At 67.6% G+C, this 22,403-nt stretch carries 23 protein-coding genes; 5 read left to right on the top strand and 18 right to left on the bottom strand.

Annotated elements, in window-relative coordinates:
• Nucleotides 1–4: 4 nt before the first annotated feature.
• Nucleotides 5–1,147, top strand: coding sequence for a DNA alkylation repair protein (locus ACTIF6_RS14775; RefSeq protein ID WP_439588680.1), 1,143 nt, complete (start codon nucleotides 5–7; stop codon nucleotides 1,145–1,147).
• Here ACTIF6_RS14775 and ACTIF6_RS14770 read toward each other — a convergent pair whose 3' ends face one another.
• Together ACTIF6_RS14770 and ACTIF6_RS14765 are read right to left on the bottom strand one after the other, a co-directional pair.
• Nucleotides 1,148–2,311 carry an Acg family FMN-binding oxidoreductase gene (locus tag ACTIF6_RS14770; protein ID WP_439588679.1) on the bottom strand — a complete coding sequence of 388 codons (1,164 nt, stop codon included), beginning with the start codon at nucleotides 2,309–2,311 and terminating at the stop codon, nucleotides 1,148–1,150.
• Between the two features lie 13 nt (nucleotides 2,312–2,324).
• Nucleotides 2,325–3,371: an NAD-dependent epimerase/dehydratase family protein gene (locus ACTIF6_RS14765; RefSeq protein WP_439588678.1), complete on the bottom strand. Its 1,047-nt coding sequence runs from the start codon at nucleotides 3,369–3,371 to the stop codon at nucleotides 2,325–2,327.
• Nucleotides 3,372–3,474: 103 nt separating this feature from the next.
• Here ACTIF6_RS14765 and ACTIF6_RS14760 point away from each other — a divergent pair, with 103 nt between their 5' ends.
• Both ACTIF6_RS14760 and ACTIF6_RS14755 read left to right on the top strand, forming a co-directional pair.
• Complete coding sequence (locus tag ACTIF6_RS14760; protein WP_439588677.1) at nucleotides 3,475–4,365, top strand: LysR family transcriptional regulator; 891 nt, start codon at nucleotides 3,475–3,477, stop codon at nucleotides 4,363–4,365.
• A 34-nt stretch (nucleotides 4,366–4,399) separates the two neighbouring features.
• Nucleotides 4,400–5,071 (top strand): glutathione S-transferase family protein, encoded by a 672-nt coding sequence (locus ACTIF6_RS14755; protein WP_439588676.1) that lies wholly within the window; start codon nucleotides 4,400–4,402, stop codon nucleotides 5,069–5,071.
• Between the two features lie 7 nt (nucleotides 5,072–5,078).
• Here the strand turns inward: ACTIF6_RS14755 and ACTIF6_RS14750 are convergent, their stop codons facing one another.
• The 3 genes from ACTIF6_RS14750 to ACTIF6_RS14740 are packed head-to-tail and all read right to left on the bottom strand — an operon-like array spanning nucleotide 5,079 to nucleotide 8,178.
• A complete protein-coding gene (locus ACTIF6_RS14750; protein WP_439588675.1) occupies nucleotides 5,079–6,062 on the bottom strand; it encodes a Bug family tripartite tricarboxylate transporter substrate binding protein in 984 nt (327 codons plus the stop codon).
• Nucleotides 6,063–6,097: 35 nt separating this feature from the next.
• Nucleotides 6,098–7,243 (bottom strand): CaiB/BaiF CoA transferase family protein, encoded by a 1,146-nt coding sequence (locus ACTIF6_RS14745; RefSeq protein ID WP_439588674.1) that lies wholly within the window; start codon nucleotides 7,241–7,243, stop codon nucleotides 6,098–6,100.
• The gene (locus ACTIF6_RS14740; RefSeq protein ID WP_439588673.1) at nucleotides 7,240–8,178 is read right to left on the bottom strand and encodes a hydroxymethylglutaryl-CoA lyase; all 939 of its coding nucleotides are present in this window, start codon (nucleotides 8,176–8,178) and stop codon (nucleotides 7,240–7,242) included. Before ACTIF6_RS14740 ends, ACTIF6_RS14745 begins: the two co-directional genes overlap by 4 nt.
• A 94-nt stretch (nucleotides 8,179–8,272) precedes the next feature.
• Between ACTIF6_RS14740 and ACTIF6_RS14735 the strand changes: the two genes are divergently transcribed.
• Entirely contained in the window at nucleotides 8,273–9,193 is a 921-nt protein-coding gene (locus ACTIF6_RS14735; protein ID WP_439588672.1) for a LysR substrate-binding domain-containing protein, read from the top strand.
• Here ACTIF6_RS14735 and ACTIF6_RS14730 read toward each other — a convergent pair.
• The 4 genes from ACTIF6_RS14730 to ACTIF6_RS14715 form a co-directional block, all read right to left on the bottom strand.
• Entirely contained in the window at nucleotides 9,180–11,444 is a 2,265-nt protein-coding gene (locus ACTIF6_RS14730; RefSeq protein WP_439588671.1) for a molybdopterin cofactor-binding domain-containing protein, read from the bottom strand. The genes ACTIF6_RS14735 and ACTIF6_RS14730 overlap by 14 nt on opposite strands.
• Nucleotides 11,445–11,455: 11 nt before the next feature.
• Nucleotides 11,456–11,917, bottom strand: a complete 462-nt coding sequence (locus ACTIF6_RS14725) for a (2Fe-2S)-binding protein (RefSeq protein WP_439588670.1) — start codon at nucleotides 11,915–11,917, stop codon at nucleotides 11,456–11,458.
• Nucleotides 11,918–12,010: 93 nt separating this feature from the next.
• A complete protein-coding gene (locus ACTIF6_RS14720; RefSeq protein WP_439588669.1) occupies nucleotides 12,011–12,583 on the bottom strand; it encodes a TetR/AcrR family transcriptional regulator in 573 nt (190 codons plus the stop codon).
• A gap of 35 nt (nucleotides 12,584–12,618) precedes the next feature.
• Nucleotides 12,619–13,422 (bottom strand): UPF0149 family protein, encoded by an 804-nt coding sequence (locus tag ACTIF6_RS14715; RefSeq protein WP_439588668.1) that lies wholly within the window; start codon nucleotides 13,420–13,422, stop codon nucleotides 12,619–12,621.
• 58 nt (nucleotides 13,423–13,480) lie between these two features.
• On the opposite strand from ACTIF6_RS14715, the gene ACTIF6_RS14710 reads away from it, so the two are divergent.
• The gene (locus tag ACTIF6_RS14710) at nucleotides 13,481–15,100 is read left to right on the top strand and encodes an FMN-binding glutamate synthase family protein (protein ID WP_439588667.1); all 1,620 of its coding nucleotides are present in this window, start codon (nucleotides 13,481–13,483) and stop codon (nucleotides 15,098–15,100) included.
• 89 nt (nucleotides 15,101–15,189) lie between these two features.
• On the opposite strand, the gene ACTIF6_RS14705 is transcribed toward ACTIF6_RS14710, so the two are convergent.
• The 9 genes from ACTIF6_RS14705 to rpoN all read right to left on the bottom strand — a co-directional run bounded on the left by ACTIF6_RS14705 (nucleotide 15,190) and on the right by rpoN (nucleotide 22,396).
• The gene (locus tag ACTIF6_RS14705; protein WP_439588666.1) at nucleotides 15,190–15,828 is read right to left on the bottom strand and encodes a LysE family translocator; all 639 of its coding nucleotides are present in this window, start codon (nucleotides 15,826–15,828) and stop codon (nucleotides 15,190–15,192) included.
• A 45-nt stretch (nucleotides 15,829–15,873) separates the two neighbouring features.
• Entirely contained in the window at nucleotides 15,874–16,230 is a 357-nt protein-coding gene (locus ACTIF6_RS14700; RefSeq protein ID WP_439588665.1) for a GFA family protein, read from the bottom strand.
• Between the two features lie 109 nt (nucleotides 16,231–16,339).
• A complete protein-coding gene (locus ACTIF6_RS14695; protein WP_439588664.1) occupies nucleotides 16,340–16,810 on the bottom strand; it encodes a hypothetical protein in 471 nt (156 codons plus the stop codon).
• A 106-nt stretch (nucleotides 16,811–16,916) separates the two neighbouring features.
• Entirely contained in the window at nucleotides 16,917–17,396 is a 480-nt protein-coding gene (locus ACTIF6_RS14690; RefSeq protein WP_439588663.1) for an anthrone oxygenase family protein, read from the bottom strand.
• Entirely contained in the window at nucleotides 17,393–17,788 is a 396-nt protein-coding gene (locus tag ACTIF6_RS14685; protein WP_439588662.1) for a DUF488 domain-containing protein, read from the bottom strand. The genes ACTIF6_RS14690 and ACTIF6_RS14685 overlap by 4 nt, the downstream gene beginning before the upstream one ends.
• A gap of 35 nt (nucleotides 17,789–17,823) precedes the next feature.
• Complete coding sequence (locus tag ACTIF6_RS14680; protein WP_439588661.1) at nucleotides 17,824–18,945, bottom strand: toxin-antitoxin system YwqK family antitoxin; 1,122 nt, start codon at nucleotides 18,943–18,945, stop codon at nucleotides 17,824–17,826.
• Entirely contained in the window at nucleotides 18,938–19,378 is a 441-nt protein-coding gene (locus ACTIF6_RS14675; RefSeq protein WP_439588660.1) for a PIN domain-containing protein, read from the bottom strand. Before ACTIF6_RS14675 ends, ACTIF6_RS14680 begins: the two co-directional genes overlap by 8 nt.
• 2 nt (nucleotides 19,379–19,380) lie before the next feature.
• Entirely contained in the window at nucleotides 19,381–20,682 is a 1,302-nt protein-coding gene (locus ACTIF6_RS14670) for a THUMP domain-containing class I SAM-dependent RNA methyltransferase (protein WP_439588659.1), read from the bottom strand.
• Between the two features lie 85 nt (nucleotides 20,683–20,767).
• Nucleotides 20,768–22,396 (bottom strand): RNA polymerase factor sigma-54, encoded by a 1,629-nt coding sequence (gene rpoN / locus ACTIF6_RS14665; RefSeq protein WP_439588658.1) that lies wholly within the window; start codon nucleotides 22,394–22,396, stop codon nucleotides 20,768–20,770.
• Nucleotides 22,397–22,403 lie beyond the last annotated feature (7 nt).

Raw genomic sequence — 22,403 nt, 5'->3', positions numbered from 1 at the left:
ACACATGGAACCGTTCAAGAACCTGATCAACCAGGACACGGTGGCTGCCGCCAGCGCGCACCTGCGGCGCGCCTGGCCGCGCTTCGACCGCAAGCGCTTCGAAGCGCAGGCCACGCAAGGCCTGGAGGCGCTGGAGTTCAAGGCGCGCGCGATGCAGATGGCCGATGCGCTGCAGGCCACGCTGCCCGACGATTTCGCGCACGCCTGCGAGGTGCTGCAGGCCAGCCTGGCGCCACCGCTGGCGCTGGACGCAAAAGGCGAGCCGGTTTCTCACAGCCCGGCGGTGGCCGCGACCGGCGTGGCCGGCTGGGCGGTGTGGGCCATGGGCGAGTTCGTGGCACGGCGTGGGGTCAGCGACGTGCCCACGGCACTCGCCTGTCTGCACGCGCTCACGCAGCGCTTCACGGCGGAGTTCGCCATTCGCCCGCTGATCCAGGAACACCAGGCGCTGGTGCTGGGCACGCTGGGCCAGTGGGTGAGCGACCCGAGCCCGCATGTGCGGCGCCTGGTGAGCGAAGGCAGCCGCCCGCGACTGCCCTGGGGCCTGCGGCTGCAGGCGCTGGTGGCAGACCCTTCGCCCACGCTGCCGCTGCTGCGCGCCTTGCAGGACGACGCGAGCAGCTACGTGCGCCGCAGCGTGGCCAACCACCTGAACGACATCGCGAAGGACCACCCGGATCTGGTGGCAAGCTGGGTGCGGGACCACCTGATCGACGCGCCGGGTGAGCGCAGCGCGCTGCTGCGCCATGCGAGCCGGGGGCTCATCAAGTCGGGCCACGCGCCGACGCTGGCGGCGTGGGGCCTGGCGAGCGGCCTGAAGGGCGAGGCGTCGTTGAAACTGTCCGCGGCGCGTGCTGCCGTGGGAGGCGAGATCGGGTTGAGCGTGGTGTTGCGCTCTGCCTCTCGCAAGCCGCAGTTGCTGGAGGTGGACTACGCGGTGCACCACGTGCGCGCCAACGGCGGGTCATCGCCCAAGGTGTTCAAGGGCTGGAAGCTGTCATTGGCTGCGGGCGAGGAACGCGTGCTCTCGAAGCGGCACAGTCTGCGACCGGTGACGACGCGGACCTTGTATCCGGGGCGGCATGTGGTGGAGGTCCGGGTGAACGGGATTTCTCTGGCTGAGGCTTCGTTTCATCTTTCCGTTTAGCTAAGCGGACAAGACATGCGAAGCCAAACCCCGCCGGGGTGATGGCTCGATCAATGGTGCAAAACCCAGACGAGCCCACATCTGCACCGTGAAGCGCGGCGCGGGTGCTCCCACCATCTGGTGAATGTCTGCATAGGGAACAGCCTGCTCCGGGTATTCCTGAAGCGCCTGCGACAAGGGCTGCATGGACAGACCTGCCGCCGTGGCCGCGAGTTGCGCGCGCACGTAGGCGCGGCCCGCGTTGACCTGCGTCACGCGGTCGTTGCCCTCGGTCACCAGCCAGAAGAATGCCGGCGTCGAGTCGATCCGGGTGTTGAATTCCTCGATCTGGCTCGTCGTTGCGAAATCGTCGGCTGCCGGCGCCACGCTGCGGTCGAACAGGCCCACCGCATTCAGCGCGCGCACCATCGGATCGTTCAACGAGATGCCGTCGCGGTGCTGCGCAATTTCCTTCGGTCCGACCCGCAACACCTGGAACGATTCCATCACCGTGCGCGGCGTCACCAACTCGATGCGCCAGGCGTCCTTGGCGATGCGGCGGTGCTGCTGCAGCGCTTCGGGCTGCGCGCTGCCGACGAAGCCCACGCGAAACGGATGCGGCTGCACGCTGGCGGTGATGGCCTGCAACACCGCCGCATCCGGCTCGCGCAGCTCGTAGGTTTCGCGGTTCGTGCGGCGACGCAGGATGTGAGCGAACAACGGATCGGGCTTCACCGTGGCATCGGCCAACAGCCGGATGCGCGCCGTGGGCCGGGCGTCCACCGTGGTCGGCGGGAACACGCCTTGCGGGAACAGCACGATCTCCGCGCGCAGGCCCTTCTGTTTCGCCGCCAGGTCCAGCAACTCCAGAAACGTGCCCTGGCTCATCATCATCTGGCGCGAGAACGGGTCCGTCTCGGGCAGCAGGCGCTTCTGGTCGATGAACAGCGTGATTTCGTCGGGCACGCTCAGGTCCACCAACCACGACTGCAGGTTGTGCGAGTGCGGCGCCAGGATGGCGTGCGAGAGGATCCAGCGACGCACGTCGGTCTCGGCCTGGCCGGGTGATTGCCAGGCGGCCATGGCTTCGGGTGGCAGGGCGCTGCTGCAGCCGGCCAGCGTGGTGGCCGTGGCGGCAACGATCACGCCACCACCCGCCAGTCGAATGAATTGTCGACGCTGCATGGCGTGCTCCCGGTCAGGCCTGGGTGGCCATGGCGTGGACGGGCGCCGGCGCGGCAGGCAGCAACGCCAGGTGCTGCAGCGTGCGGCCCAAGGCCAGCGGCCACGGCGTGTGCGGTTCCTGGCCGATGAACGACAACAGGCGCCGGTTGTCCAGCCGGTGCGGCCGCATCCAGAGGTAGCGCAACGAAGCCAATGCAGCCCAGCTCGGCACCAGTGGCCCCAGCAGGCGCAGCAACGGCCACGGCAGACCGCTCAGCTGCAAGTCCTGCGCCTCACCCAGCCAGCCCTGCTGCCGCGCTACTCGCTGCAGGTCTTGGACCCAATCGTTCCCGGCCAGCGTGTGGCCTGCGAAATGCAGCGACTCGAATGGTGCCATCGTCAGCCGCATCCGGGCCAGTTCCACAAACGTCTGGGCCAGGTCGGGCAGATAGGCCCAGGGCGTTGCCACGTCCAGCGGACCGGGAAACACCAGCTTGCCGCCGCGAATGCCCTTGAGCATCGCCAGGTCCAGCCAGGTCCCTTGGCCCTGGCCATAGAAATTGCCAGCGCGCAAGATCACCGCGCGCAGGTCACCGCGCTGCGTGGCGGCTTCCAGTTGCTCTTCCATGCGGGTGCGGATGCGACCCATGGCCATGCTCGGCCGGTAGGGCGCGCCTTCCATCAACACCGGCGGCATCGATTCGCCGAAGTTGTAGACGTTGCCCGGCAGCATCAGCGTGGCGTGCAGCGCCTGCGCCACCGACATGCCGGCCTCGAGCAGCGGGCCGTTTTCGCGTGCCCAGGCCTGACGGGTGTACTGGGTCGGATTCAGGGCGTGCACCACCACCGTGACACCCTGCGCGGCTGCGATCAACGCTTTCTTCCCGGCAACGCTGTCCACCGCGTGGGCCAGCCACTGCACGCCTTTCACTTCCGGCGCTTTGGCGCCCGGGCGAATCTGCGCCAGCACACGCCAGCCGTTGCGGGAAAAGGCCTGCACCGCAGCAAGGCCGAAGCGCCCCCGGCCGCCGAGCACGAGCACCGTGCCGGGGGCGTTGAAAGTGGTGGGGAGGGACGTCATGCTGGAACTCCTGTGAACACCGAAGAGCCGGTGCGATGGGTGCATTGTGAAAAGACGATTGCTCATACACAATTGCCTTGACTCAAATATCAGCTATTCAAAAATGAATACTGGAGATTTCAACTGGACGCTCATCCGCTCCTTCCTGGCCGCGCTGGACCGGGGCAGCCTCATGGGTGCCGCGCGTGCGCTGTCCACCAGCCAGCCCACGGTGGGCCGGCACATCGGCGAGCTCGAAGCGCAGCTCGGCGTGGTGCTGTTCGAACGCACCGGCCGTGGCCTGGTGCCCACGCCGCACGCGCAGCGCCTGGCCGACGCGGCGCGGGCCATGTCGGCAGCCGCCGACCAGTTGTCGCGCCAGGCCACCGGCGCACAGGCGCAGGCGCGGGGTTCGGTGCGCATCAGCGCCAGCCAGCCGGTCACCTGCATGTTGCTGCCACCGCTGCTCCGGCAGATGCGCGAGCTGCACCCCGACATCCAGATCGAACTGGTGTCCAGCAATGCCGTGAGCAACCTGCTGCAACGGGAGGCCGACATCGCGTTGCGCATGGTGCGGCCCGACCAGAGTTCGCTGGTCGCCAGGCGCGTGGGGCAGGTCGCGCTGGGCACCTTCGCGCACCGCGACTACCTGCGCCGGCGCGGCACACCGCGCGCGCCGGCCGACCTGCTCACGCACGACGTCATCGGCAACGACCGCAACACCGACATCCTGCGCGGTTTTGCCGGGATGGGCCTACCCATGCAGCGCGAGGACTTCGCCGTGCGCACCGACGACCTCAACGCCTACCAGGCCGCCGTGAACGCCGGCATGGGCATCGGCTTCCTGGCACGTTATGCGGCGCGGCAGAATCCCGACCTGGTGCCGCTGCTGCCCATGCTCGACATTCCCGCCCTGCCCATGTGGCTCGCGGTGCACCGCGAGATCCGCAGTAACCCGCGCATCCGCCGTGTGTGGGACTTTCTCTCGCAAACCCTGCCGCCCGCACTGGCCTGAATCGGCACCCTTCTTCCTTCAACGAAAGCCACCGATGCTCACCGTCCACCACCTCAACAACTCGCGCTCGCAGCGCGTGCTCTGGCTGCTCGAAGAACTCGGCGTGCCCTACCAGATCGAGCGCTACGACCGCAACCCCAAGACCATGCTGGCGCCGGCTTCGCTGCAGAAGGTGCACCCGCTGGGCAAGTCGCCGGTGGTCACCGATGGCAAGGCCACGCTGGCCGAGTCGGGTGCGATCCTCGAGTACCTGGTGGAGACCTACGGCGAAGGCAAGTTCGCGCCCGAACGCGGCACGCCCAGCTTCCTGCGCTACCGCTACTGGATGCACTACGCTGAAGGCTCGCTGGCCACGCCCCTGCTGCTGCAACTGGTGTTCGACCAGATCGAGCGCAAGAGCCCCTTCATCGTGCGGCCGGTGGCCAAGGCCATCTCCACGCAGGTCAAGGGCCTGCTGGTCACGCCCAACCTCAAGCGCCATTTCGACTACCTCGAAGCCGAACTGACGGAGCACGGCCCCTGGTTCGCCGGCCGTTCGTTCAGCGCCGCCGACGTGCAGATGAGCTTCGGCATCGAAGCGGCCGAGGCGCGCGGCCTGCTTAAGAACCGGCCCAAGCTCACCGACTGGCTGCGCCGCATCCACGAGCGGCCGGCCTACCAGCGCGCGCTGGAACAGGGCGGGCCGTTCGACCTGTCGTCGTTCTAGCGCGAGCTCAGTCGAGCTTGATGTTGGCCTTGGCGACGAGCTTGCCGTAGCGCTCCTGCTCCGACTTGAGGAACCGCGCGGCCGCGTCGGGCGTGGTGGGGTTGATGAAGTTGTCCTGCCTGGCCATGGCCGCCTTCACCTCCGGATCTTCGAACGCCGCGACCACCGCCTTGTGCAGGCGGTCCACCTGCGCAGCGGGCAACCCCTTGGGCGCCACCATGGCAAACCAGCCCGCCACGTCCACCGCCGGGAAGCCCTGCTCGGCGATGGTGGGCACGTCGGGCAGCGAGGCCACACGCGACTTGCCCATGACACCGATCGCGCGCATGCGGCCCGAGGCCAGATGCCCCTGCGCGGCCGGCACCGCCGCCACACCGAAGTCGACCTGGCCGGCAATGATGTCGGTCATCATCGGCCCCATGCCCTTGTAGGGGATGTGCTGCACCTTGGCGCCCACGGCTTCGACGAACATCTCGCCCGCCAGGTGGATGATGGTGCCGTTGCCCGAGGAGCCCATGTTGAACTGGCCGGGCTTCGAGAGCAGCAGGGCCTGCATTTCCTTCGCGTCCTTCACCGGCATCCGGGCCGGGTTGACCACCAGCACGAACGGCGAGCCGCCGACCACGCTGATCGGCGTGATGTCGGCCAGGCCGTCGTAGGGCACGTTCTTGTACACGCTCGGGTTCACCGAGTGGTTGTTGGAGATGAAGGCCACGGTGTGGCCATCGGGCGCGGCCTTCACCAGCGCCGAAGTGCCGGTGATGCCACCCGCACCCGGCAGGTTCTCCACCACCACCGGCTGCCCGCCCAGGGCCTTCGACAACGCGTTCTGCGCCGATCGCACGATGGTGTCCACGCCTGAGCCGGCGCCCACCGGCAGGATCACGCGCAAGGGAGTGGACGTGCCTTGCGCCCACGCGGGCGCGGCGCTGGCCACGAGCACGGCGCCCATGCCGAGCAGGGTGCGGCGGTTGAGGGAATGGCGTTGCATGGATGTCTCCTGTTGTGTTGTGGGTGAGGGTTCGGTCAGGCGGCGTGCGGCGCGCCGAGGATTTCCTCGGTGTGCTCGCCCACCCGGGGCAAAGGGCTGCGCACACCAGGACGGCGACCGCCCATGAGCAGCGGCAACAACACCACCTGGGTGGTGTCGCCGTCGCCGGTCTGCATGGGCACCAGGCCGCCACTTGCGATCAGATGCTCGTCGTTCACAAGCTCGTCGGGTCGCACCACCTTGGCGTAAGGCAGACCAGCCGCCTGCAGGCGCGCGCACATGGACTCCAGGTCCTGGTGCTGCAAGGTGTCGGCCAGCCGGCGCAGCAGCGCCGGGCGCACCGCCACGCGCTGCGCGTTCGTGGCGAGTCCAGGATCGCTGGCGAGGTCGGGGCGGTCGATCACCTGGCACAGCGTGGCGAACTGCTTGTCGCTCACCGCGCCGATGAAGAGCTGTTCGCCGCCGGCCACCGTGAACGTGTCGTACACGCTCCACGCCGAGATGCGGGAAGGAAACGGCGGTGGCACCTCACCCGTCATCTGGAACTGCTGCATGTGCTGCGAGGCCAGCAGGCAGCAGTTCTCGAACAGCGCGCTCTGGATCTCCTGCCCCTGCCCGGTGCGCTCACGCTCGCGCAAGGCCGCGAGCACGCCGATGGCGCCAAACATGCCGCCCATGATGTCGTTGACCGACGAGCCCGCGCGCAAGGGCCGGCCTTCGGGCCCGGTCATGTAGGTCAGGCCGGCCATGTTCTGCACCACCTCGTCGAGCGCCAGGCGGTCTTCGTAGGGACCGGGCAGGAAGCCCTTGTGCGAGACGTAGATCAGGCGCGGAAACATGCGCCGCAACGCGTCGCAACCCAGGCCCAGCTTGTCCATGAGACCGGGACGGAAGTTCTCCAGCAGCACGTCGCAATCCGCGATCAGTTCTTTCGCAGTGGCCAGGCCCTCTTCGGTCTGGATGTCGAGCACCACGCTCTTCTTGTTGCGGTTGAAGCTGCGGAAGAAGCCGATGCCCAGGCCCGGCAGGCTGCGCGTCTTGTCGCCGCAGGGCGGCTCGACCTTGATGACCTCGGCACCAAGGTCGGCCAGGATCATGCCGCAGGTGGGGCCCATGACCATGTGGGTGAATTCGACGACGCGCACGCCTTCGAGCGGCAGGCCGGTGGGGCTGTGGTTCATGCGGTGGCAGGGTGAAGGGTTCGCGGGAGTCCGGCGCGCCAGAGCGTGCCGTGGGTGGCTTCGCCTTCGAGCCAGCCGGCCACCTGGTGGCGCAGCGCGAGCAGGGCTTCGATGTCGATGCCGGTGTGCACGCCGCAGGCCTGTAGCATGAAGGCCAGGTCTTCGGTGGCGGCGTTGCCGCTGGCGCCCGGCGCGTGCGGGCAACCGCCGATGCCGGCCAGCGAGGCGTCGAAGCGGCCCACGCCCAGTTGCAGTGCGGCGTACACGTTGGCCAGCGCGAGGCCGCGCGTGTCGTGGAAATGCCCGCAGCAGAAGCGGTCTCCGGCGATGCGCAAGGCCTGTTCGAACAGGCGGCTCACCGACGCCGGGTCGGCGTAGCCCACGGTGTCGGCCAGGCTCACGCAGTCGGCGCCGGCGTCCAGCAAGGCCTGCATGAGGCGCAGCACCTCGGCGGGCTTCACCTCGCCCTGCAGCGTGCAGCCGAAGGCGGTGCCCACGCCGCCTTCGATCAGCGTTGTGTTGCCCGAGGCATCGCGCGCGGCGCGGATCTGCTTCATCTGGTCCACCACCTCGTCGGGCGTCTTGCGCAGGTTGGCCAGGCTGTGCGCGTGGCTGGCCGAGAGCGGCAGGATCATGAGGTCGGCCCCGGCCTGCAAGGCGTGCTCGGCACCGCGCAGGTTGGGCACGAGCACCGAGGCCTTCAGCCCCGGAAGGGATTTCGCGAACGCCAGCACCTCCGCGGTGTCGGCGAGCTGCGGCAGCAGGCGGGCGGGCACGAAGGAGCCCACTTCGATCTCGCGCTGGCCGGCGGCAAACGCCTCGCGGATCCACCGGCATTTGCGCTCGGTGGACAGCACGGTCTGGATGCTTTGAAGGCCGTCGCGAAGACCGACTTCACGGATCACGGCGGTGGCGGGCAAGGATGCGGTTGGCATGGCTGCGCAGTTTATGATTTCCATAAACAACATCAAGTGAACTTACGGAAGCAGTTAAATTCCGTTTCGGAACTTAAACCGAGGGTTTGCCCCGATGAGAGACCTGGACCTGAAAACCCTGCGGCTGCTGGTGGCCGTGTGCGACCTGGGCAACATGAAAGACGCCGCGGCGCAGGAGCACATCGAGCCCTCGGCCATCAGCAAGCGCATCGCGCAGCTCGAGGACGTCATCGGCACGCCGGTGCTGGTGCGCGGGCGGCGCGGCGCCGAGCCCACGCCGGCGGGCCGCGCGCTGCTCGAGCACGCGCGCAACGTGCTCTTCACCATGGACCGCATCGAGGCCGACATGGCCTCTTTCAAAGGCGGCATCAAGGGCCAGGTGCGCCTGGTGGCCAGCGCATCGGCCATCGCCGAATCGCTGCTCGACGACCTGGCCGGTTTCATGCGCGAGCCCGCGCACCAGGACATCCAGGTCGACATCGAGGAGCGCTTCTCCCGCGACATTGTGGGCATGGTGCGCGAGGGTGTGGTCTCGCTCGGCGTGTGCTGGAGCAACATCGATTTCGGCGGGCTCGAGTCGCGCCCCTACCGGCGCGACGAACTGGCGCTGGCCGTGCCCCTCGGGCATCCGCTGGCCCGGCGCGAGTCGGTGCATTTCGAAGAGACGCTGGACCACGACCACGTGGGCCTGCCACCCTCCACCGCGGTGCACACCATGCTGCACCGCGCGGCGGTGCGGGCCGGCAAGACCATGCGCTACCGCGTGGTGGTGTCCAACTTCGATTCGGCATTTCGCGTCGTGGGCGCCGGCCTGGGCGTGAGCGTGGTGCCACGCGAGGTGAGCCAGATCTACGTCTCAGCCGGGCAGGTGCGCATCGTGCCGTTGCAGAACGACTGGGCGCACCGCCAGTTCGCGATCTGCTTCCGCCGCCACGGCGATCTCACGCCGGCGGCCGAGCGCCTGCTGGACTTCCTCTGCCAGCAGGCGCGGGACGCGGCGCCTACGCCAGCTTGAACGGCAACTCGCGCAGCGGTTTGCCGGTCAGTTGTGCGATGGCGTTGGCAAACGCCGGCGCCAGTGGCGGCAAGCCGGGCTCGCCCACGCCGGTGGGCGCGTCGGCGCTGGGCACGATGTGCACGGCGATGGCGGGCATGTCGGTGATGCGCGGCACGGCGAAGTCACCGAAGTTGCTCTGCTCGACCACGCCGTCCTTGAGCGTGATGGCCGCGCCGGGCACGCACATGGACAGGCCCATCAGCGCGCCGCCCTGGATCTGCGCCTCCACGCTCTTCGGGTTCACCGCCAGGTTGCAGTGCACGCCGGCCGTGACCTGGTGCAGCTTCGGCGCGCCGTCCACCACCGAGGCCTCCACCACGTAGGCCACCACCGAGTCGAACGACTCGTGCACCGCCACGCCCCAGGCGCGGCCCGCCGGCAGGGTCTTCTTGCCGTAGCCGCTCTTGTCCACCGCCAGTTGCAGGGCCGCGCGGTGGCGCACGGCCTTGGCGTCCATGAGCTTCATGCGGTAAGCCACCGGGTCCTGCTTCGTTGCGCGCGCGATGTCGTCGATCAGCGTCTCCATCACGTAGCCGGTGTGCGTGGAGCCCACGCTGCGCCACCACAGCACCGGCACGTTGAGCCTGGGGTGGTGGGCCGAGAGGCGCATGGGCACGTCGTACGGCTTGCCCATGCCCTCGACCATGGTCTCGTCCACGCCGTTCTTCACCATCATGGGCTCGAAGAAGGTGCCGGCCATGATGGACTGGCCCACGATGACGTGGTCCCACGCCAGCACCTTGCCCTGCGCGTCGAAGCCGATCTCGGCGCGGTGCACGTGCATCGGGCGGTAGTAGCCGCCGCGCACGTCGTCCTCGCGGCTCCACACGGTGCGCACCGGCGCGGTGATGCCCGCAGCCTGCGTGGCTTTCGCAATGGTGCAGGCCTCGACGACGAAGTCGCTCGTGAGCAGGCCACGGCGACCGAAGCCGCCGCCGGCCATCTGCACGTGCATCGCCACCTGCTCGGGCTTGATGCCCAGCGTGCGCGCGGCGGCGGCCGTGTCCAGGCCCGGCATCTGGGTGCCGGTCCACACGCTGGCCTTCGCGTTGGCGCCCGAGCCCTCGATCTGCACGGTGCAGTTCAACGGCTCCATGGGCGCGTGCGCCAGGTAGGGGAACACGAACTCGGCGCTGATCTTCTGCGGCGCGTTCGCCAGCGGCGCCATGTCGGCGTTGTGCTTGATGTGGCCGGTCTTCGCGGCCAGTTCGCGGTAGCTCGCGAGCTGCTTCGCGCTGTCTACCTTCTCGCGGCCTGCGTCGTCCCACTGCACCTTCAGGGCGTCGCGGCCCTGCTTCGCGGCCCAGTAGCCCTCGCCCACCACGGCCACGCCTTCGCCACCGTCGTGCAGCGGTATGCGCAGCACGGCCTTCACGCCCGGCACGGCGCGCGCGGCGGCGTCATCGACCGACGCCACCTTGCTGCCGAACACGGGTGGGTGCTGCAGCACGGCGGTGAGCATGCCGGGCAGGCGCACGTCCATGCCAAAGCCTTGCTGGCCGCTGGCCTTGGCCTTGGCGTCCAGCCGTGTCGTGGGCTGACCGATCAGCTTGAAGCGCGACGGGTCCTTCAACGTCACCTGCGCGGGCACGGGCTGCTGCATGGCGGCATCGGCCAGCGCGCCGTAGGTGAGCTTCTTGCCACCCGGGCCGATCACCACGCCGCGCTCGGTGGCCAGCGCCGTCACCGGCACATTCCACTGCTTCGCAGCCGCCGCAAGCAGCATCGCACGGGTGCGCGCGCCGAGTTCCCGGTACTGGGTGTACGAATGCTTCACCGCTGTGGAGCCGCCGGTGATCTGCATGCCGAAGGCGGGGTCGTTGTAGGCCGGGTCGGCGTTGCCGTGCACGGCCTGCACGCGGCTCCAGTCGGCGTCGAGTTCTTCGGCCAGCACCATGGCCAGCCCCGTGTGCGTGCCCTGGCCGAACTCCAGACGGTTGACGGTGACGGTGACGGTGCCATCGCGCGCGATCTTCACGAACGCGGCGGGTTGCTGGTCGGGCTTGAGGCCCGAGGCGGCCGGCGCTGCGCCCTGCTGGGCGTTCGCCATGAAGGGGTAAGCGCCGAGCGCGAAACCCGAGGCGGTGGCGATCTTCAGGAAACTGCGGCGCGCGATGCCTTCAGCGGTCCCGGCGTCCGCCAGGCGGTGTGCGAGCGCGGGCGGCAGGTGGGCGCGGATCTGTTCAGCGGAGTGGTGTTGGAGGTGCATGGCGGTTCCTTTCAGGCCAGCGTGCGGGCCGCGTCCTTGATGGCGATGCGGATGCGCGAGTAGGTGCCGCAGCGGCAGATGTTGCCGGCCATCGCCGCGTCGATGTCGGCATCGCTCGGCTTCCTGTTCGTCTTGAGCAGCGCGGTGGCGCTCATGATCTGGCCGCTCTGGCAGTAGCCGCATTGCGCCACGTCGGCCTTGACCCAGGCCTGGTGCACGGCCTTGCCCACGCGATCGGTCTGCAGCGCTTCGATGGTGGTGATCTTCTGACCCACCACCGCCGAGATCGGCGTGACGCAGGAGCGCGTGGCCGTGCCATTCACGTGCACGGTGCAGGCGCCGCACAAAGCCGCGCCACAGCCGAACTTGGTGCCGGTCATGCCCAGCGTGTCGCGAAGGGCCCAGAGAATGGGCGTGGATTCGTCGGCATCGACGCGGACGTCCTTGCCGTTGATGTTGAGCGTGGTGGGCATCGTGGTTTTCTCCTGAGGGTGGGTGGGGAAATGGTTTATGAATGAACGTTCATTCGGTTTTTGAAGGCAATTCGGCTTTCAGATTCAAGTGGCTCAGGCCTTGATGCCGTCCCAGCAGAGGCTGAAAGCCTGGTTCAGCGCAGCGTCGGTATCAGGCAGGTCACCGCTGCGCAGCAGGCTGGCGGTGTCGCGCACGGAGCCGAAGAAGTGCGCCGCCAGCATCATGGTGGGCGCATCCTTCACGATCTGCTGCTCACGCGCTTCGTCGAAGAAGCGAAGGCAACCGGCGGCGAATCGCGCAGAGAACTGGCGCGAAGCCTCGCTGAACCACGGCGAGTTGTAGTACTGGTCCATGAAAACGGCCTCCGGGCCGTGCGCCAGCCGGTGCCGCAGCAGGCGCGTCCAGTTCATCTGGAAGCGGGTTCGAAACGGCGTGGCGGGATCGATGTCGACATCGATCAACCCCACCAGCGCGCCCTTGACCTGCTCGTACAGCGCGTTGAGCAGCTCTTCCTTGGAGCGGTGGTAGACGTACAGCGTGCCGGTGGCAATGCCGGCCTCGCGCGCAATGGCCGCCATGGTCAATCCGCTCAGGCCGACGCGCTCCACCAGCGCCAGGGTGGCGCTGGCAATGGCCTGCTGCTTGTCGTCGTCCTTGGGTTTCATGGCGACGCGATCTTAAGCGAATGAATATTCACCCGTCAATCGTTGTCTTCGAGCCCATGGCATTTCTTGTACTTCTTGCCGCTGCCGCACGGGCAGGGATCGTTGCGGCCCGGCGCGGCGGCCTTGCGCACGGGCGCCACGCGCGGCCCGAGGCTGCGGCCGATCTGGCACAGGTCGTACACGGCCCAGATCGCGGCACCGAAATCGTTGAGGCGCTCGTCGCTCACGCTCGGCGGGCCTTCCTCGTCGTGCATGTTGACGGTGGGCTTGCCGGTGTCGTCCTCGGTCAGCGCCACGATGCGGTCCAGCGCCTCGTCGATCCACGCGGCGGTGTCCTTGTCGCGCGGCGGCGCCCAGTCGTCCGACCAGTTCTCCACCACGAACATGAAGCCCAGCGCCCAGACCTGGGCGTAGGCGGGCAGGTCCTGGTTCTTGAAATCGGCGCGCTCGGCCTCGGGCAATGCAGCCACAGCGCCTCGCACGTCCATGAGTTCCGGGTGGTAGCTGCGCTCGTCTTCCAGGGTTTCAACCGGGGCCGCGAGCGACGCGGCCACCTCGGCGCCACGCCGCGCCCACAAGCCCATGAAGCGGTCGTACTGGGCGGTGTTGGCGAAGTGCGTGCCCTCTTCCTGCGGCGCCGTGGGCAGGGAGCCGGTGCCCAGCAGCACCGGCAGCCATTCGGCCGGCGAGAGGGTGCGGCGCGTGCACAGCAATGCGGCCATGGCGCCTTCGCAGAACTCCCATTGCGGCACCTCTTCGTCGCGCGTGCGCAGGTCGTCGAGGATCTCGTCGAGCGCGTCGTAGTCGGTGTGGTCTAGGGGTTCGGGCAGGGTACTCATGAGCGGCATCTTTATGATGGCCGCCAGTGTAGCCCCCGCCATCCCTGGAGACGACCGCATGCTAGAACGACTCAATGCCCTCTACCCGGTTCGCTACACGGCCTTTGCGTTGTGCGTGCTGATTGCGCTGCTGAGCCTGTTCACGCTGGTGGGCTTCGGCGTGGGTGGCTGGACCTTCCTGCTGTTCGCCGCGCTCTCGGCGGTGGGCCTGTGGGACCTGCGCCAGACCAGGAGCTCGGTCCTGCGCAACTACCCGGTCATCGGGCATCTGCGTTTCATGCTGGAGAAGATCCGCCCCGAGATGCGGCAGTACTTTCTGGAGAGCGACAACGAGGCCACGCCGTTCTCGCGCAGCCAGCGCAGCCTGGCCTACTCACGCGCCAAGGGCGAGACCGACAAGCGCCCCTTCGGCACCCAGCACGACCAGAGCGCCAACGGCCACGAGTGGCTGAACCACTCGCTGCAACCCAGCCACATCGCCACGCACGATTTCCGCCTCACCATCGGTGGCGCTGACTGCACGCAGCCCTACGAGGCCAGCGTGTTCAACATCTCGGCGATGAGCTTCGGTTCGCTCTCGGCCAACGCCATCCAGGCGCTGAACGCGGGCGCCAAACGCGGCGGCTTCGCGCACGACACGGGCGAAGGGTCCATCTCCGCGTACCACCGGCTGCATGGTGGCGACCTCATCTGGGAAGTGGCCTCGGGCTACTTCGGCTGCCGCGACGAAGAAGGCCGCTTCAGCCCCGATCGTTTCAAGGCCAACGCCATCGACGCGCAGGTGAAGATGATCGAGATCAAGCTCAGCCAGGGTGCCAAGCCGGGCGTGGGCGGCATCCTGCCCGGGGCCAAGGTCACGCCCGAGATCGCCGCCGCGCGCGGCGTGCCGGTCGGCATGGACTGCATCTCGCCACCTTCGCACAGCGCGTTCTCCACGCCAGTGGAACTGATGCATTTCATCGTGCAGTTGCGCGAACTCTCGGGCGGCAAGCCGGTGGGTTTCAAGCTCTGCATCGGCCACCCCTGGGAGTGGTTTGCCATGGTCAAGGCCATGCTGCAGACCGGCATCACCCCCGACTTCATCGTGGTCGACGGCTCCGAGGGCGGCACCGGCGCAGCACCGCTGGAGTTCACCGACCATGTGGGTGCGCCGCTGCAGGAAGGGTTGCGCCTGGTGCACAACACGCTGATGGGTGTGAACTTGCGCGACCGCATCAAGATCGGCTGCGCAGGCAAGGTGATCAGCGCGTTCGACATCGTGCGCGCCATGGCGATCGGTGCGGACTGGTGCAACAGCGCGCGCGGCTTCATGTTCGCGCTGGGCTGCATCCAGGCCCAGAGCTGCCACACCGGCACGTGTCCCACCGGCGTGACCACACAGGACCCCGTGCGCCAGCAGGCGCTGGTGGTGCCCGACAAGGCGGACCGCGTCTATCACTTCCACCAGAACACGCTCAAGGCCCTGAAGGAACTGGTGCAGGCCGCCGGCCTTCTGCACCCGCGCGAGATCACCGCCCACCATCTGGTGCGCCGCGTGAGCGAGAACGAGGTGCGCCTGCTCTCCAACCTGCTGCCGCACACACCAGCCGGTGCACTGCTCACCGATGTGGCCGCCCAGCACGCGGTGTTCACCACCTACTGGGACCGCTCCAGTGCGGAGCGCTTCAGCCTGGGTTGAGGGGAGCGGTTTCGCCGCCGGGCCGCCCCAAGGCGAACCAACCCCTTAGGAGCAGCGACCCGCGCAGCGGCGGAGCGTGCGGGTGCGTCTCAGGCAGCCTTGCGCTGCTCCATGGCCAGGCGCACGGCCAGACCGCCGAGCACAAAGCCCATGATGTAGCGCTGCGCCGCCATCCAGCGCGGGTGGTGCACAAACCAGGTGGCCAGGGTGCCCGCCGACAGTGCGATGGCCAGGTTGATGGTGAAGCTCACCCCGATCTGCGTGAAACCCAGCACCATGCTCTGCACGAAGACCGAACCGTTCTCGGGTGACACGAACTGCGGAAAGATCGCCAGGTAAAAGACCGCGATCTTGGGGTTCAGCAGGTTCGTGAGGAAGCCCATGAAGAAAAGCTTCCTCGTCGAGTCCACCGGCAATTGCCGCGCCTCGAAGGGAGAACTCGCACCCGGCCTCACCGCCTGCCAGGCCATGTAGAGCAGGTAGGCCGCCCCGGCCCACTTGAGCAGTTCGTAGGCCAGCGGCACCGCCATGAACAGCGCCGTCAGCCCCAGCGCGGCGGCAAACATGTGAACGAGAAAACCCGCCATGACGCCGAACAAGGAAATCACCCCCGCCTTGCGACCCTGGCAGATGGAACGGGAGATCACATAGATCATGTTCGGCCCAGGCGTGAGCACGATCAGCAGGGCGGCGCCGACGAACAGCAGCCAGTCATTGAAGGGAACCATCGATGCGTCTCCGGATTGAGATGAACGTGGATCGAGTTCCGCGGTTCACATGTCGCGGCCGTTGAACTCGTGCACCGGTATCGTAGCCAGATCCACGCCCTGGAGGCAGCGCAGGTTGATCGCGGCCATCGCCTGGCCCTTCGGGTCGACCCCTTCGCCATACGGATGGATGCCGCAGGTGGGGCAGAACCGGTGCTTGATCACATGCTTGTTGAACATGTAAGTGCCCGCGGCGTCTTCGAGTGTGATCAGCTTCATCTGCTCACGGGGGACGAACCAGAGCAGGCTGCCTTTGCGCAAGCAGATCGAGCAGTTGCAGGACAGCGCGCTGTCGATCTCGCCTTTGACTTCAAAGGCGACCTGGCCGCAGTGGCAGCTTCCGGTGTAGGTGTTACGGATCATGGTGTTGTCTCGACGTTGACCAGAGGACGGCCCTCTGACTCTACGACGAACACCGCATGCCCGGATCGACAGCCCCGGGGCGGGAGGAGGCACCCGGGGAGCCGGAGCCTCAGTTCTTGGCCGTGGTGGCCGGGACTTCGGTGCCGACCGTGGGCACCCCGTCCTTTTCGGCCATGCGGTCGAACACCAGCGATTTTCCGAACACCAGTTGTACCCAGAGCGGATACGAGTAAGCCGTGCCCTTGTTGTGGTCGATGATGGCGCCGATGCCGCCGCCAAGAATGATGTTGCCGAACATGCCTCCGTTGGCGCGGGAAATGGCCTTGGCCACCGCGTCGGGATTCGCAGGGTCCTTGCAGACGATCTCAAGGTCTTTGCTGGAACGACGAACTTGCACGGTATCGCCGGATTTCACCGGGAAAACCCCATAATCGTTGGTCAGCTTGCACTCGGCTCCAGCGACCACGTTGCCCGTGGAGGTCTTGGTCTCCACCTTCATCGGATGGGTCACGTCGTTGATGACAGAGGCGCAGCCGGTAAGAGCGAGGGCACCGACGGCGAGCAGGCAGGAACGGAACATGGGAGTCTCCCTGGTTGATGTGCCGGCGAGTGTAACGACGGCTCGCAGGGCTTTGATACCCCTGTCTGAAACGTACGACACATTGCTTACCAGGGCGTGTTGAACGTCACGTGGTTGCCAGGCTCATTGATGCGCAGACCGCCGAAGCCAATGCCGCTGCGGTGCGCACATGGTTCCCCCAGGTCCATTCGCTCAGGTACAGCTTCCAGTAACTCGCGGCTTCGGGTGAGTGCGCGTCCAGCCGCGCCAGGCGATCGTTGCGCGGCACGTTCAGGGCGCCCGTCACGCCGAACGTGCCCACCGCATAGAGCAGGCCTGCCGCCAGCAGCCAGCCGGAAGCTGGCGAGCCCCAGGACATCGCAGCCACCGCCACGCATCCCAGGGCGAGCAGCGCAGTGCCCAGGAACGTGCCCAGGAACAAGGGGTTGATCACCACCACGTTGATGCGCTGCATGGCAGCGATGCCCTGGGCCGGTGGCAGGTCGGCCAGCGCTTTCATCACGAAGGAAGAGAACGCAAAGAACACGCCACCGACCGTGGCGGCACCCAGCGCGGTGAACAGCGCGAGCGCCGTGTGCCAGCTCATGCCGCCGGCTCCACCAGCGCACCCTTCTCCAGCAGCAGCTCGCGCAGGATGGAGCGGTGGCAACGGGATTCGTCCTCGCAGTAACAGCCCACGGAGAAATCGCTCTGGTGCGAGAGCCTGGCCAGCAATTCGATGCTGCGAACGTGGTCGGGCAGGGCCATCTCGGTGCGGTACTTGCGGGTGAAACCCAGCCACTGGGCCGGCGTGCGCGCTTCCTGACCGAGCTTCATGGTCTCCACGCTGGGTGCGAGGTTCGGGTACCACACGTCGTACCAGTTGCCCGAAGCGAACTCGGACTTGGGCACGCCACGCGGCGGACGCCGCACGGTGCCGATGCGCATGCCCTCGCCGGCCGCTCGCTCGCTGCCCAGTCGCACCACCCGAATGACCATGTCCGTTCTCCTCGTCGGTTTGAGACGCGCCGTCCTCAGATGCGCGAGCCGTCTTCCAGGAAACGTTCCTCGCGCTCCAGGGCGCCCTGGGCATCGTAGCGCTTGCGGCGCAGCAGCAGGCCGCGCTCGCCGTGCTCCTCCTCGCGCTGCAACACACCGTCTTCGCTGAAGTATTTCTGCCAGCCCCACAGTCGACCGTTGCGCTCCTGATTCACCGCGGCGGGCTTGCCGTTGTCCCAGAAACTCTCGGTGGTCCGCTCCTGGTTGCGGCCTTCGCGCCGGATCTGCTGGCGCACCTTGCGCTGCCCGTTCAGGTACCACTGCTCGATGCGTTGCTCGTAGCCGCCCACCCAGGTGCTCACCTGCGTGAGCTGGCCGCTCTCGGCCCATTCACGCGCCGTGCCCTCGCGACCTTCGCTGCTGTTGGGGTCGCGCTCGATGAAGTCGGTCTCGGAGCGCGGCTGGCCGGACGCGTAGAACACGCGCTTGATGCGCCGGCCGTCTTTCAGTTCCTCGCTGCGCACCAGCCGGCCTTCGCGGTCCAGCACGGTCTGGCGCTGCATCTGGCCCTTGAGGTAACTCACGGTGCCCGAAGGCTTGCCCGCCTCGCGGTACAGCGTGACTTCACTGGCGCGACCGGCATGACCGCACACGTCGCGGTCCTGCGGCACCAGCGTGACGGGCGCGCAGCGCAGCTCGCTGAGTGCGCCATCGGCCAGGTAGCCGATCGTGAGCACAGTGCGACGGCCCAGCGCAAAGTGCAGCTCCTGCAGATGGCCGGCCTCGGCGAAGTTCTTCTGCACACCCACCGCGGCGCCGTCTTCCAGGTTCTCTTCCTTTCGCAAGGTGCCCTTTCCATCGAAGGTGCGCGCCACGCCATCGCGGTTGCCGCGGTCGTTGACGCTGTACTCGCGGCGCTCGCCGTCGGCCAGCACCATCACCACGGGTCCGACGAAGCGGCCGTCGCGCAGGGTCTGTTCGCGCCGACGCACCTGGCCGTCCTCGTCAACGCAGCGCATCACACCGCTCTTGCCGGCGGTGGTGTGGCCGTTGTTGGGGTTGACGCTCTCGCCGTTGAGCTCGCAGCGCGGGATGGCGTGGGCATTCACGCACGTGAAAACCCCCAAAAGGGCAAGCAGGATCAGCGTTCTAGACATGCAAGGGACTCCATTCGCGGCGGACGTGCACACCCACGCGCGCCAGGCGCCTGGCCATGCAGAGCACGGCATCGTCCTTGCTGATCAGCGTGGCGCGGTGTTGCACCGCGAGGTCGATGAACTTCTGGTCGTCGGCATCCTTGCAGGTGTAGGCGGCCTTGGGGGCCTCGGGCACGATGCGCGCGTGGCGATAGAAAGCGTCGAGCACCTCCGCGGCGGGCCGCGCCAGCGCATCCAGGCGGCGGGCGATCTGCGGGTAGCCGAGAACGCGCGCGAACTCTTCGCGCATGGGTGCAGTGGCGATCCAGGCGTTCCGATCACCCTCCAGCCATTCACGCAGGGGCGCGATGGCCGGATCCTGGAACACGAAAAGATCGAGTGCGATGTTGGTGTCGAGCACCAGCGCGTCGGTGATCTCCGCCGCGACCTCCACGTTCAGGCCTCAGCGGTGGGGCGCGGCTTGCGTGCCAGCAAATCGAATCGGAACAGCCGGCATTCGATCGGACCGTTCCACAGCGGCACGCGGCGCGACTCCTTGAAGCGCATCTTGCCCGGCAGTTTGAGGTCGGGCGTGAGCAGCCAGGCACTCCAGCCGGCGTAGTGGCTTTTCCAGTGCGCGGCGAGCTGATTGAAGAACTCGCTGCCGTCGCCACCATCGGCCATCTGCGCGCTTTCGCGACCCTGGCCTTGCCCCACGGTGAAGGTGCGCGGCTCCCGGCGCTGGGCGCGTGCGCTGGCGTTCTCACCTGCCACACCAGCCGCCGCGATGCGCTCGCCGTACGGCGGGTTGAGCAGCAGCACGCCCGGCCGCTCGCTCGGCGGCATGCGTTGAAGCGCATCACCTCCGCGCAACTCGACGGCATGCGCTACGCCGGCGCGCTCGGCATTGCGCTGCGCGAAATCGACCATGCGGAACGACACGTCGCTGCCGAAGACGATGGGGGCGTGGCCGGCCGGCCATTCGCGCTGCTGCTTCGAGGCGTCGTCCTTGATGGCCTGCCACACATGCGGCTGGAAGGGCAGCAGCTTCTCGAACCCGAACCGGCGCAGTTGCCCGGGCGCGATGCGCAGCGCGATCTGAGCCGCCTCGATCGCCACGGTCCCGCTGCCGCAGCAGGGGTCGTAGAGCGGCACGATCTCATCCAGCGGCTGGTCGGCGCAGGCGTCCCAGCCGGTAGCGGTGATCATGGCCGCGGCCAGCGTTTCCTTCAGCGGCGCATCGCCCTTGTCCTCGCGCCAGCCGCGCTTGAACAGCGGCTCGCCCGAGGTGTCGATGTACAGGCTCACCGTGTCGGTGGTGAGGTGTACGTGGATGCGCACATCGGGCCAGGTGGTGTCGACGCTGGGTCGCTCGCCGCGCTTCTCGCGGAAGCGGTCGCACACGGCGTCCTTCACCTTGAGCGCGGCAAAGTTGAGCGAGGTCAGTGGGCTGTGCTGCGCGGTGATCTCGACCTTGATGGTCTGCGCGGGCGTGAACCAGATTTCCCAGGCCACGTCGCTCGCGGCGCGGTACAGGTCCTGTTCGCTGCGGTATTCGCCGTGCCAGAGCTGCACCAGCACGCGCTGCGCCAGGCGGCTGTGCAGGTTCAGGCGCATGGCATCGCGCCACGAGGCATTCACCGCCACACCGCCGCGCGCCTTGTAGGGCGCGGCCTCACCGGTGATGCGGCTCACCTCGGCGGCGAGCATGTCCTCCACGCCGGCGGCGCAGGGCAAGAAAATTTGCAGTTGATTCATAAGGGAGCGTTTCGCCGCCGGGCCGCCCCAAGGCGAAACAGCCCCCTTGGGGGGCAGCGACCCGCGAAGCGGCGGAGCGTGGGGGTCATAGCGCTTTGCGGAGGTTCGCGGGCGCAATGCGCAGCGCTTCGCGGTACTTGGCCACGGTGCGGCGCGCGCACTCGATGCCCTGTTCGCGCAGCAGGTCGGAGAGCTGGTTGTCGGACAGCGGCTTGGCCGGCTCTTCGGCCGAGATGAATTGCTTGAGCAGCGCGCGCACCGCCGTGCTCGACGCGTTGCCACCGGTCTCGGTGCCCAGCGACGAGCCGAAGAAGTACTTGAGTTCGTAGGTGCCGAAGGGCGTGGCCATGTACTTGGCGGTGGTCACGCGGCTGATGGTGGACTCGTGCAGGCCGAGCTCGTCGGCGATCTCGCGCAGCACCAGCGGGCGCATGGCCAGTTCACCGTGCATGAAGAAGTTGCGCTGGCGTTCGACGATGGCACTGGACACGCGCAGGATGGTGTCGAAGCGCTGCTGGATGTTCTTGATGAACCAGCGCGCTTCCTGCAGGCGCTGCTGCATGGCCGCGTGGCCGGCCTCGCCGCCGTTGTCACGGCCGCCCCGGTTCTGGCGCATGGCGTTGGCGTACACGTCGTGCACTCGCAGGCGCGGCATCACGTCGGGATTGAGGATGACCTTGAAACCGCGACCGGCGCGCGTGACGATCACATCGGGCACGACCACGTTGCGCTCGACATCGACGAAGCGACGACCCGGCTTGGGTTCGAGGCGGGCGATGAGCCCGAGCGCGGCGCGAGCGGTTTCGTCGTCGATGCCGCAGAGGTTGCACAGGCGCTTGACGTCGCGCTTGGCCATGAGCTCCAGCGGCTGGCCGCAGATGGCGAGCGCGGCACGCGCCTCGGGCGTGTTGCGCAGTTCCAGGATCTGCAGGCGCAGGCATTCGCCCAGGTCGCGCGCGCCCACGCCCGCGGGTTCCATGTGCTGCAGCCATTGCAGGGCCACGCCCAGGCGCTGCTCCAGTTCCTCGCGCGCTTCCTGCGCGGCAGGATCGTTCTCGATCAGGGTCGCCACCGCCGAGAGATGCAGCCAGGCACCGGCCAGTTCGGCCAGACTTTCTTCCAGATAGCCGTCGTCGTTGAGGGATTCGATCAGGAAGTACAGCGCAGCGCGGTCCTCATCGGACAGGCGCAGGCAGCGCGCCTGGTCGTGCAGGTGGTCCTGCAGGCTGACCGGTGCGCGCGCGAGATCGGCGGCGCTGGCGGTTTCGTCGCCGTCGCCCGATCCGCTGTTGCGCGCCGGGGCCTCGCCCCCCCACTCGCTGTCGTCCGGCGCCATCTCCACCGTGCCGTCGCCCTCCCAGCTTTCCTCCACCGGGCTGGCGCCTTCGAGCTTGCTTTCCAGCCCATCGCCGTCGGTGGCCTCGGAACTGGAGGAGCTCGATTCTGAGATCGACTGCGCGGGAAGAGGCGCTTCCGGGAGGGAGGCATCGGCAATCTGCTCCCCCGCGCTCACCGGCACGTCGACCTGCTCCAGCCCGAAAGCTTCGCGCTCGGCGATTTCCTCGGTGCGTTCCAGAAACGGGTTCTCGTCGAGCATCTGCTCGACTTCCTGCGCCATCTCCAGCGTGGACAGTTGCAACAGGCGGATCGACTGCTGCAACTGGGGCGTAAGCGCCAAGTGCTGCGAGACGCGTAAGGACAGGCCTTGTTTCATGGTCTGC

The sequence above is a fragment of the Hydrogenophaga sp. genome, assembly GCF_051860785.1.
Lineage (GTDB): Bacteria > Pseudomonadota > Gammaproteobacteria > Burkholderiales > Burkholderiaceae_C > Hydrogenophaga.
The sequence above is the reverse complement of the archived record's forward strand: the minus strand, read 5'-3'. Positions and strand labels throughout refer to the sequence as shown.

Bases quoted from the DNA above. Each gene is read 5' to 3' on its own strand.
- ACTIF6_RS14690 (WP_439588663.1), bottom strand. From the start codon at position 17,396: ATGAGCTGGCACACGGCGCTCGCGCTGTTCACCGCGCTGGGTGCCGCC.
- ACTIF6_RS14715 (WP_439588668.1), bottom strand. From the start codon at position 13,422: ATGAGTACCCTGCCCGAACCCCTAGACCACACCGACTACGACGCGCTC.
- ACTIF6_RS14755 (WP_439588676.1), top strand. From the start codon at position 4,400: ATGCTCACCGTCCACCACCTCAACAACTCGCGCTCGCAGCGCGTGCTC.
- ACTIF6_RS14720 (WP_439588669.1), bottom strand. From the start codon at position 12,583: ATGAAACCCAAGGACGACGACAAGCAGCAGGCCATTGCCAGCGCCACC.
- ACTIF6_RS14685 (WP_439588662.1), bottom strand. From the start codon at position 17,788: ATGGTCATTCGGGTGGTGCGACTGGGCAGCGAGCGAGCGGCCGGCGAG.
- rpoN (WP_439588658.1), bottom strand. From the start codon at position 22,396: ATGAAACAAGGCCTGTCCTTACGCGTCTCGCAGCACTTGGCGCTTACG.
- ACTIF6_RS14710 (WP_439588667.1), top strand. From the start codon at position 13,481: ATGCTAGAACGACTCAATGCCCTCTACCCGGTTCGCTACACGGCCTTT.
- ACTIF6_RS14725 (WP_439588670.1), bottom strand. From the start codon at position 11,917: ATGCCCACCACGCTCAACATCAACGGCAAGGACGTCCGCGTCGATGCC.
- ACTIF6_RS14750 (WP_439588675.1), bottom strand. From the start codon at position 6,062: ATGCAACGCCATTCCCTCAACCGCCGCACCCTGCTCGGCATGGGCGCC.
- ACTIF6_RS14695 (WP_439588664.1), bottom strand. From the start codon at position 16,810: ATGTTCCGTTCCTGCCTGCTCGCCGTCGGTGCCCTCGCTCTTACCGGC.
- ACTIF6_RS14765 (WP_439588678.1), bottom strand. From the start codon at position 3,371: ATGACGTCCCTCCCCACCACTTTCAACGCCCCCGGCACGGTGCTCGTG.
- ACTIF6_RS14700 (WP_439588665.1), bottom strand. From the start codon at position 16,230: ATGATCCGTAACACCTACACCGGAAGCTGCCACTGCGGCCAGGTCGCC.
- ACTIF6_RS14705 (WP_439588666.1), bottom strand. From the start codon at position 15,828: ATGGTTCCCTTCAATGACTGGCTGCTGTTCGTCGGCGCCGCCCTGCTG.
- ACTIF6_RS14760 (WP_439588677.1), top strand. From the start codon at position 3,475: ATGAATACTGGAGATTTCAACTGGACGCTCATCCGCTCCTTCCTGGCC.
- ACTIF6_RS14770 (WP_439588679.1), bottom strand. From the start codon at position 2,311: ATGCAGCGTCGACAATTCATTCGACTGGCGGGTGGTGGCGTGATCGTT.
- ACTIF6_RS14735 (WP_439588672.1), top strand. From the start codon at position 8,273: ATGAGAGACCTGGACCTGAAAACCCTGCGGCTGCTGGTGGCCGTGTGC.
- ACTIF6_RS14670 (WP_439588659.1), bottom strand. From the start codon at position 20,682: ATGAATCAACTGCAAATTTTCTTGCCCTGCGCCGCCGGCGTGGAGGAC.
- ACTIF6_RS14730 (WP_439588671.1), bottom strand. From the start codon at position 11,444: ATGCACCTCCAACACCACTCCGCTGAACAGATCCGCGCCCACCTGCCG.
- ACTIF6_RS14740 (WP_439588673.1), bottom strand. From the start codon at position 8,178: ATGCCAACCGCATCCTTGCCCGCCACCGCCGTGATCCGTGAAGTCGGT.
- ACTIF6_RS14745 (WP_439588674.1), bottom strand. From the start codon at position 7,243: ATGAACCACAGCCCCACCGGCCTGCCGCTCGAAGGCGTGCGCGTCGTC.
- ACTIF6_RS14775 (WP_439588680.1), top strand. From the start codon at position 5: ATGGAACCGTTCAAGAACCTGATCAACCAGGACACGGTGGCTGCCGCC.
- ACTIF6_RS14680 (WP_439588661.1), bottom strand. From the start codon at position 18,945: ATGTCTAGAACGCTGATCCTGCTTGCCCTTTTGGGGGTTTTCACGTGC.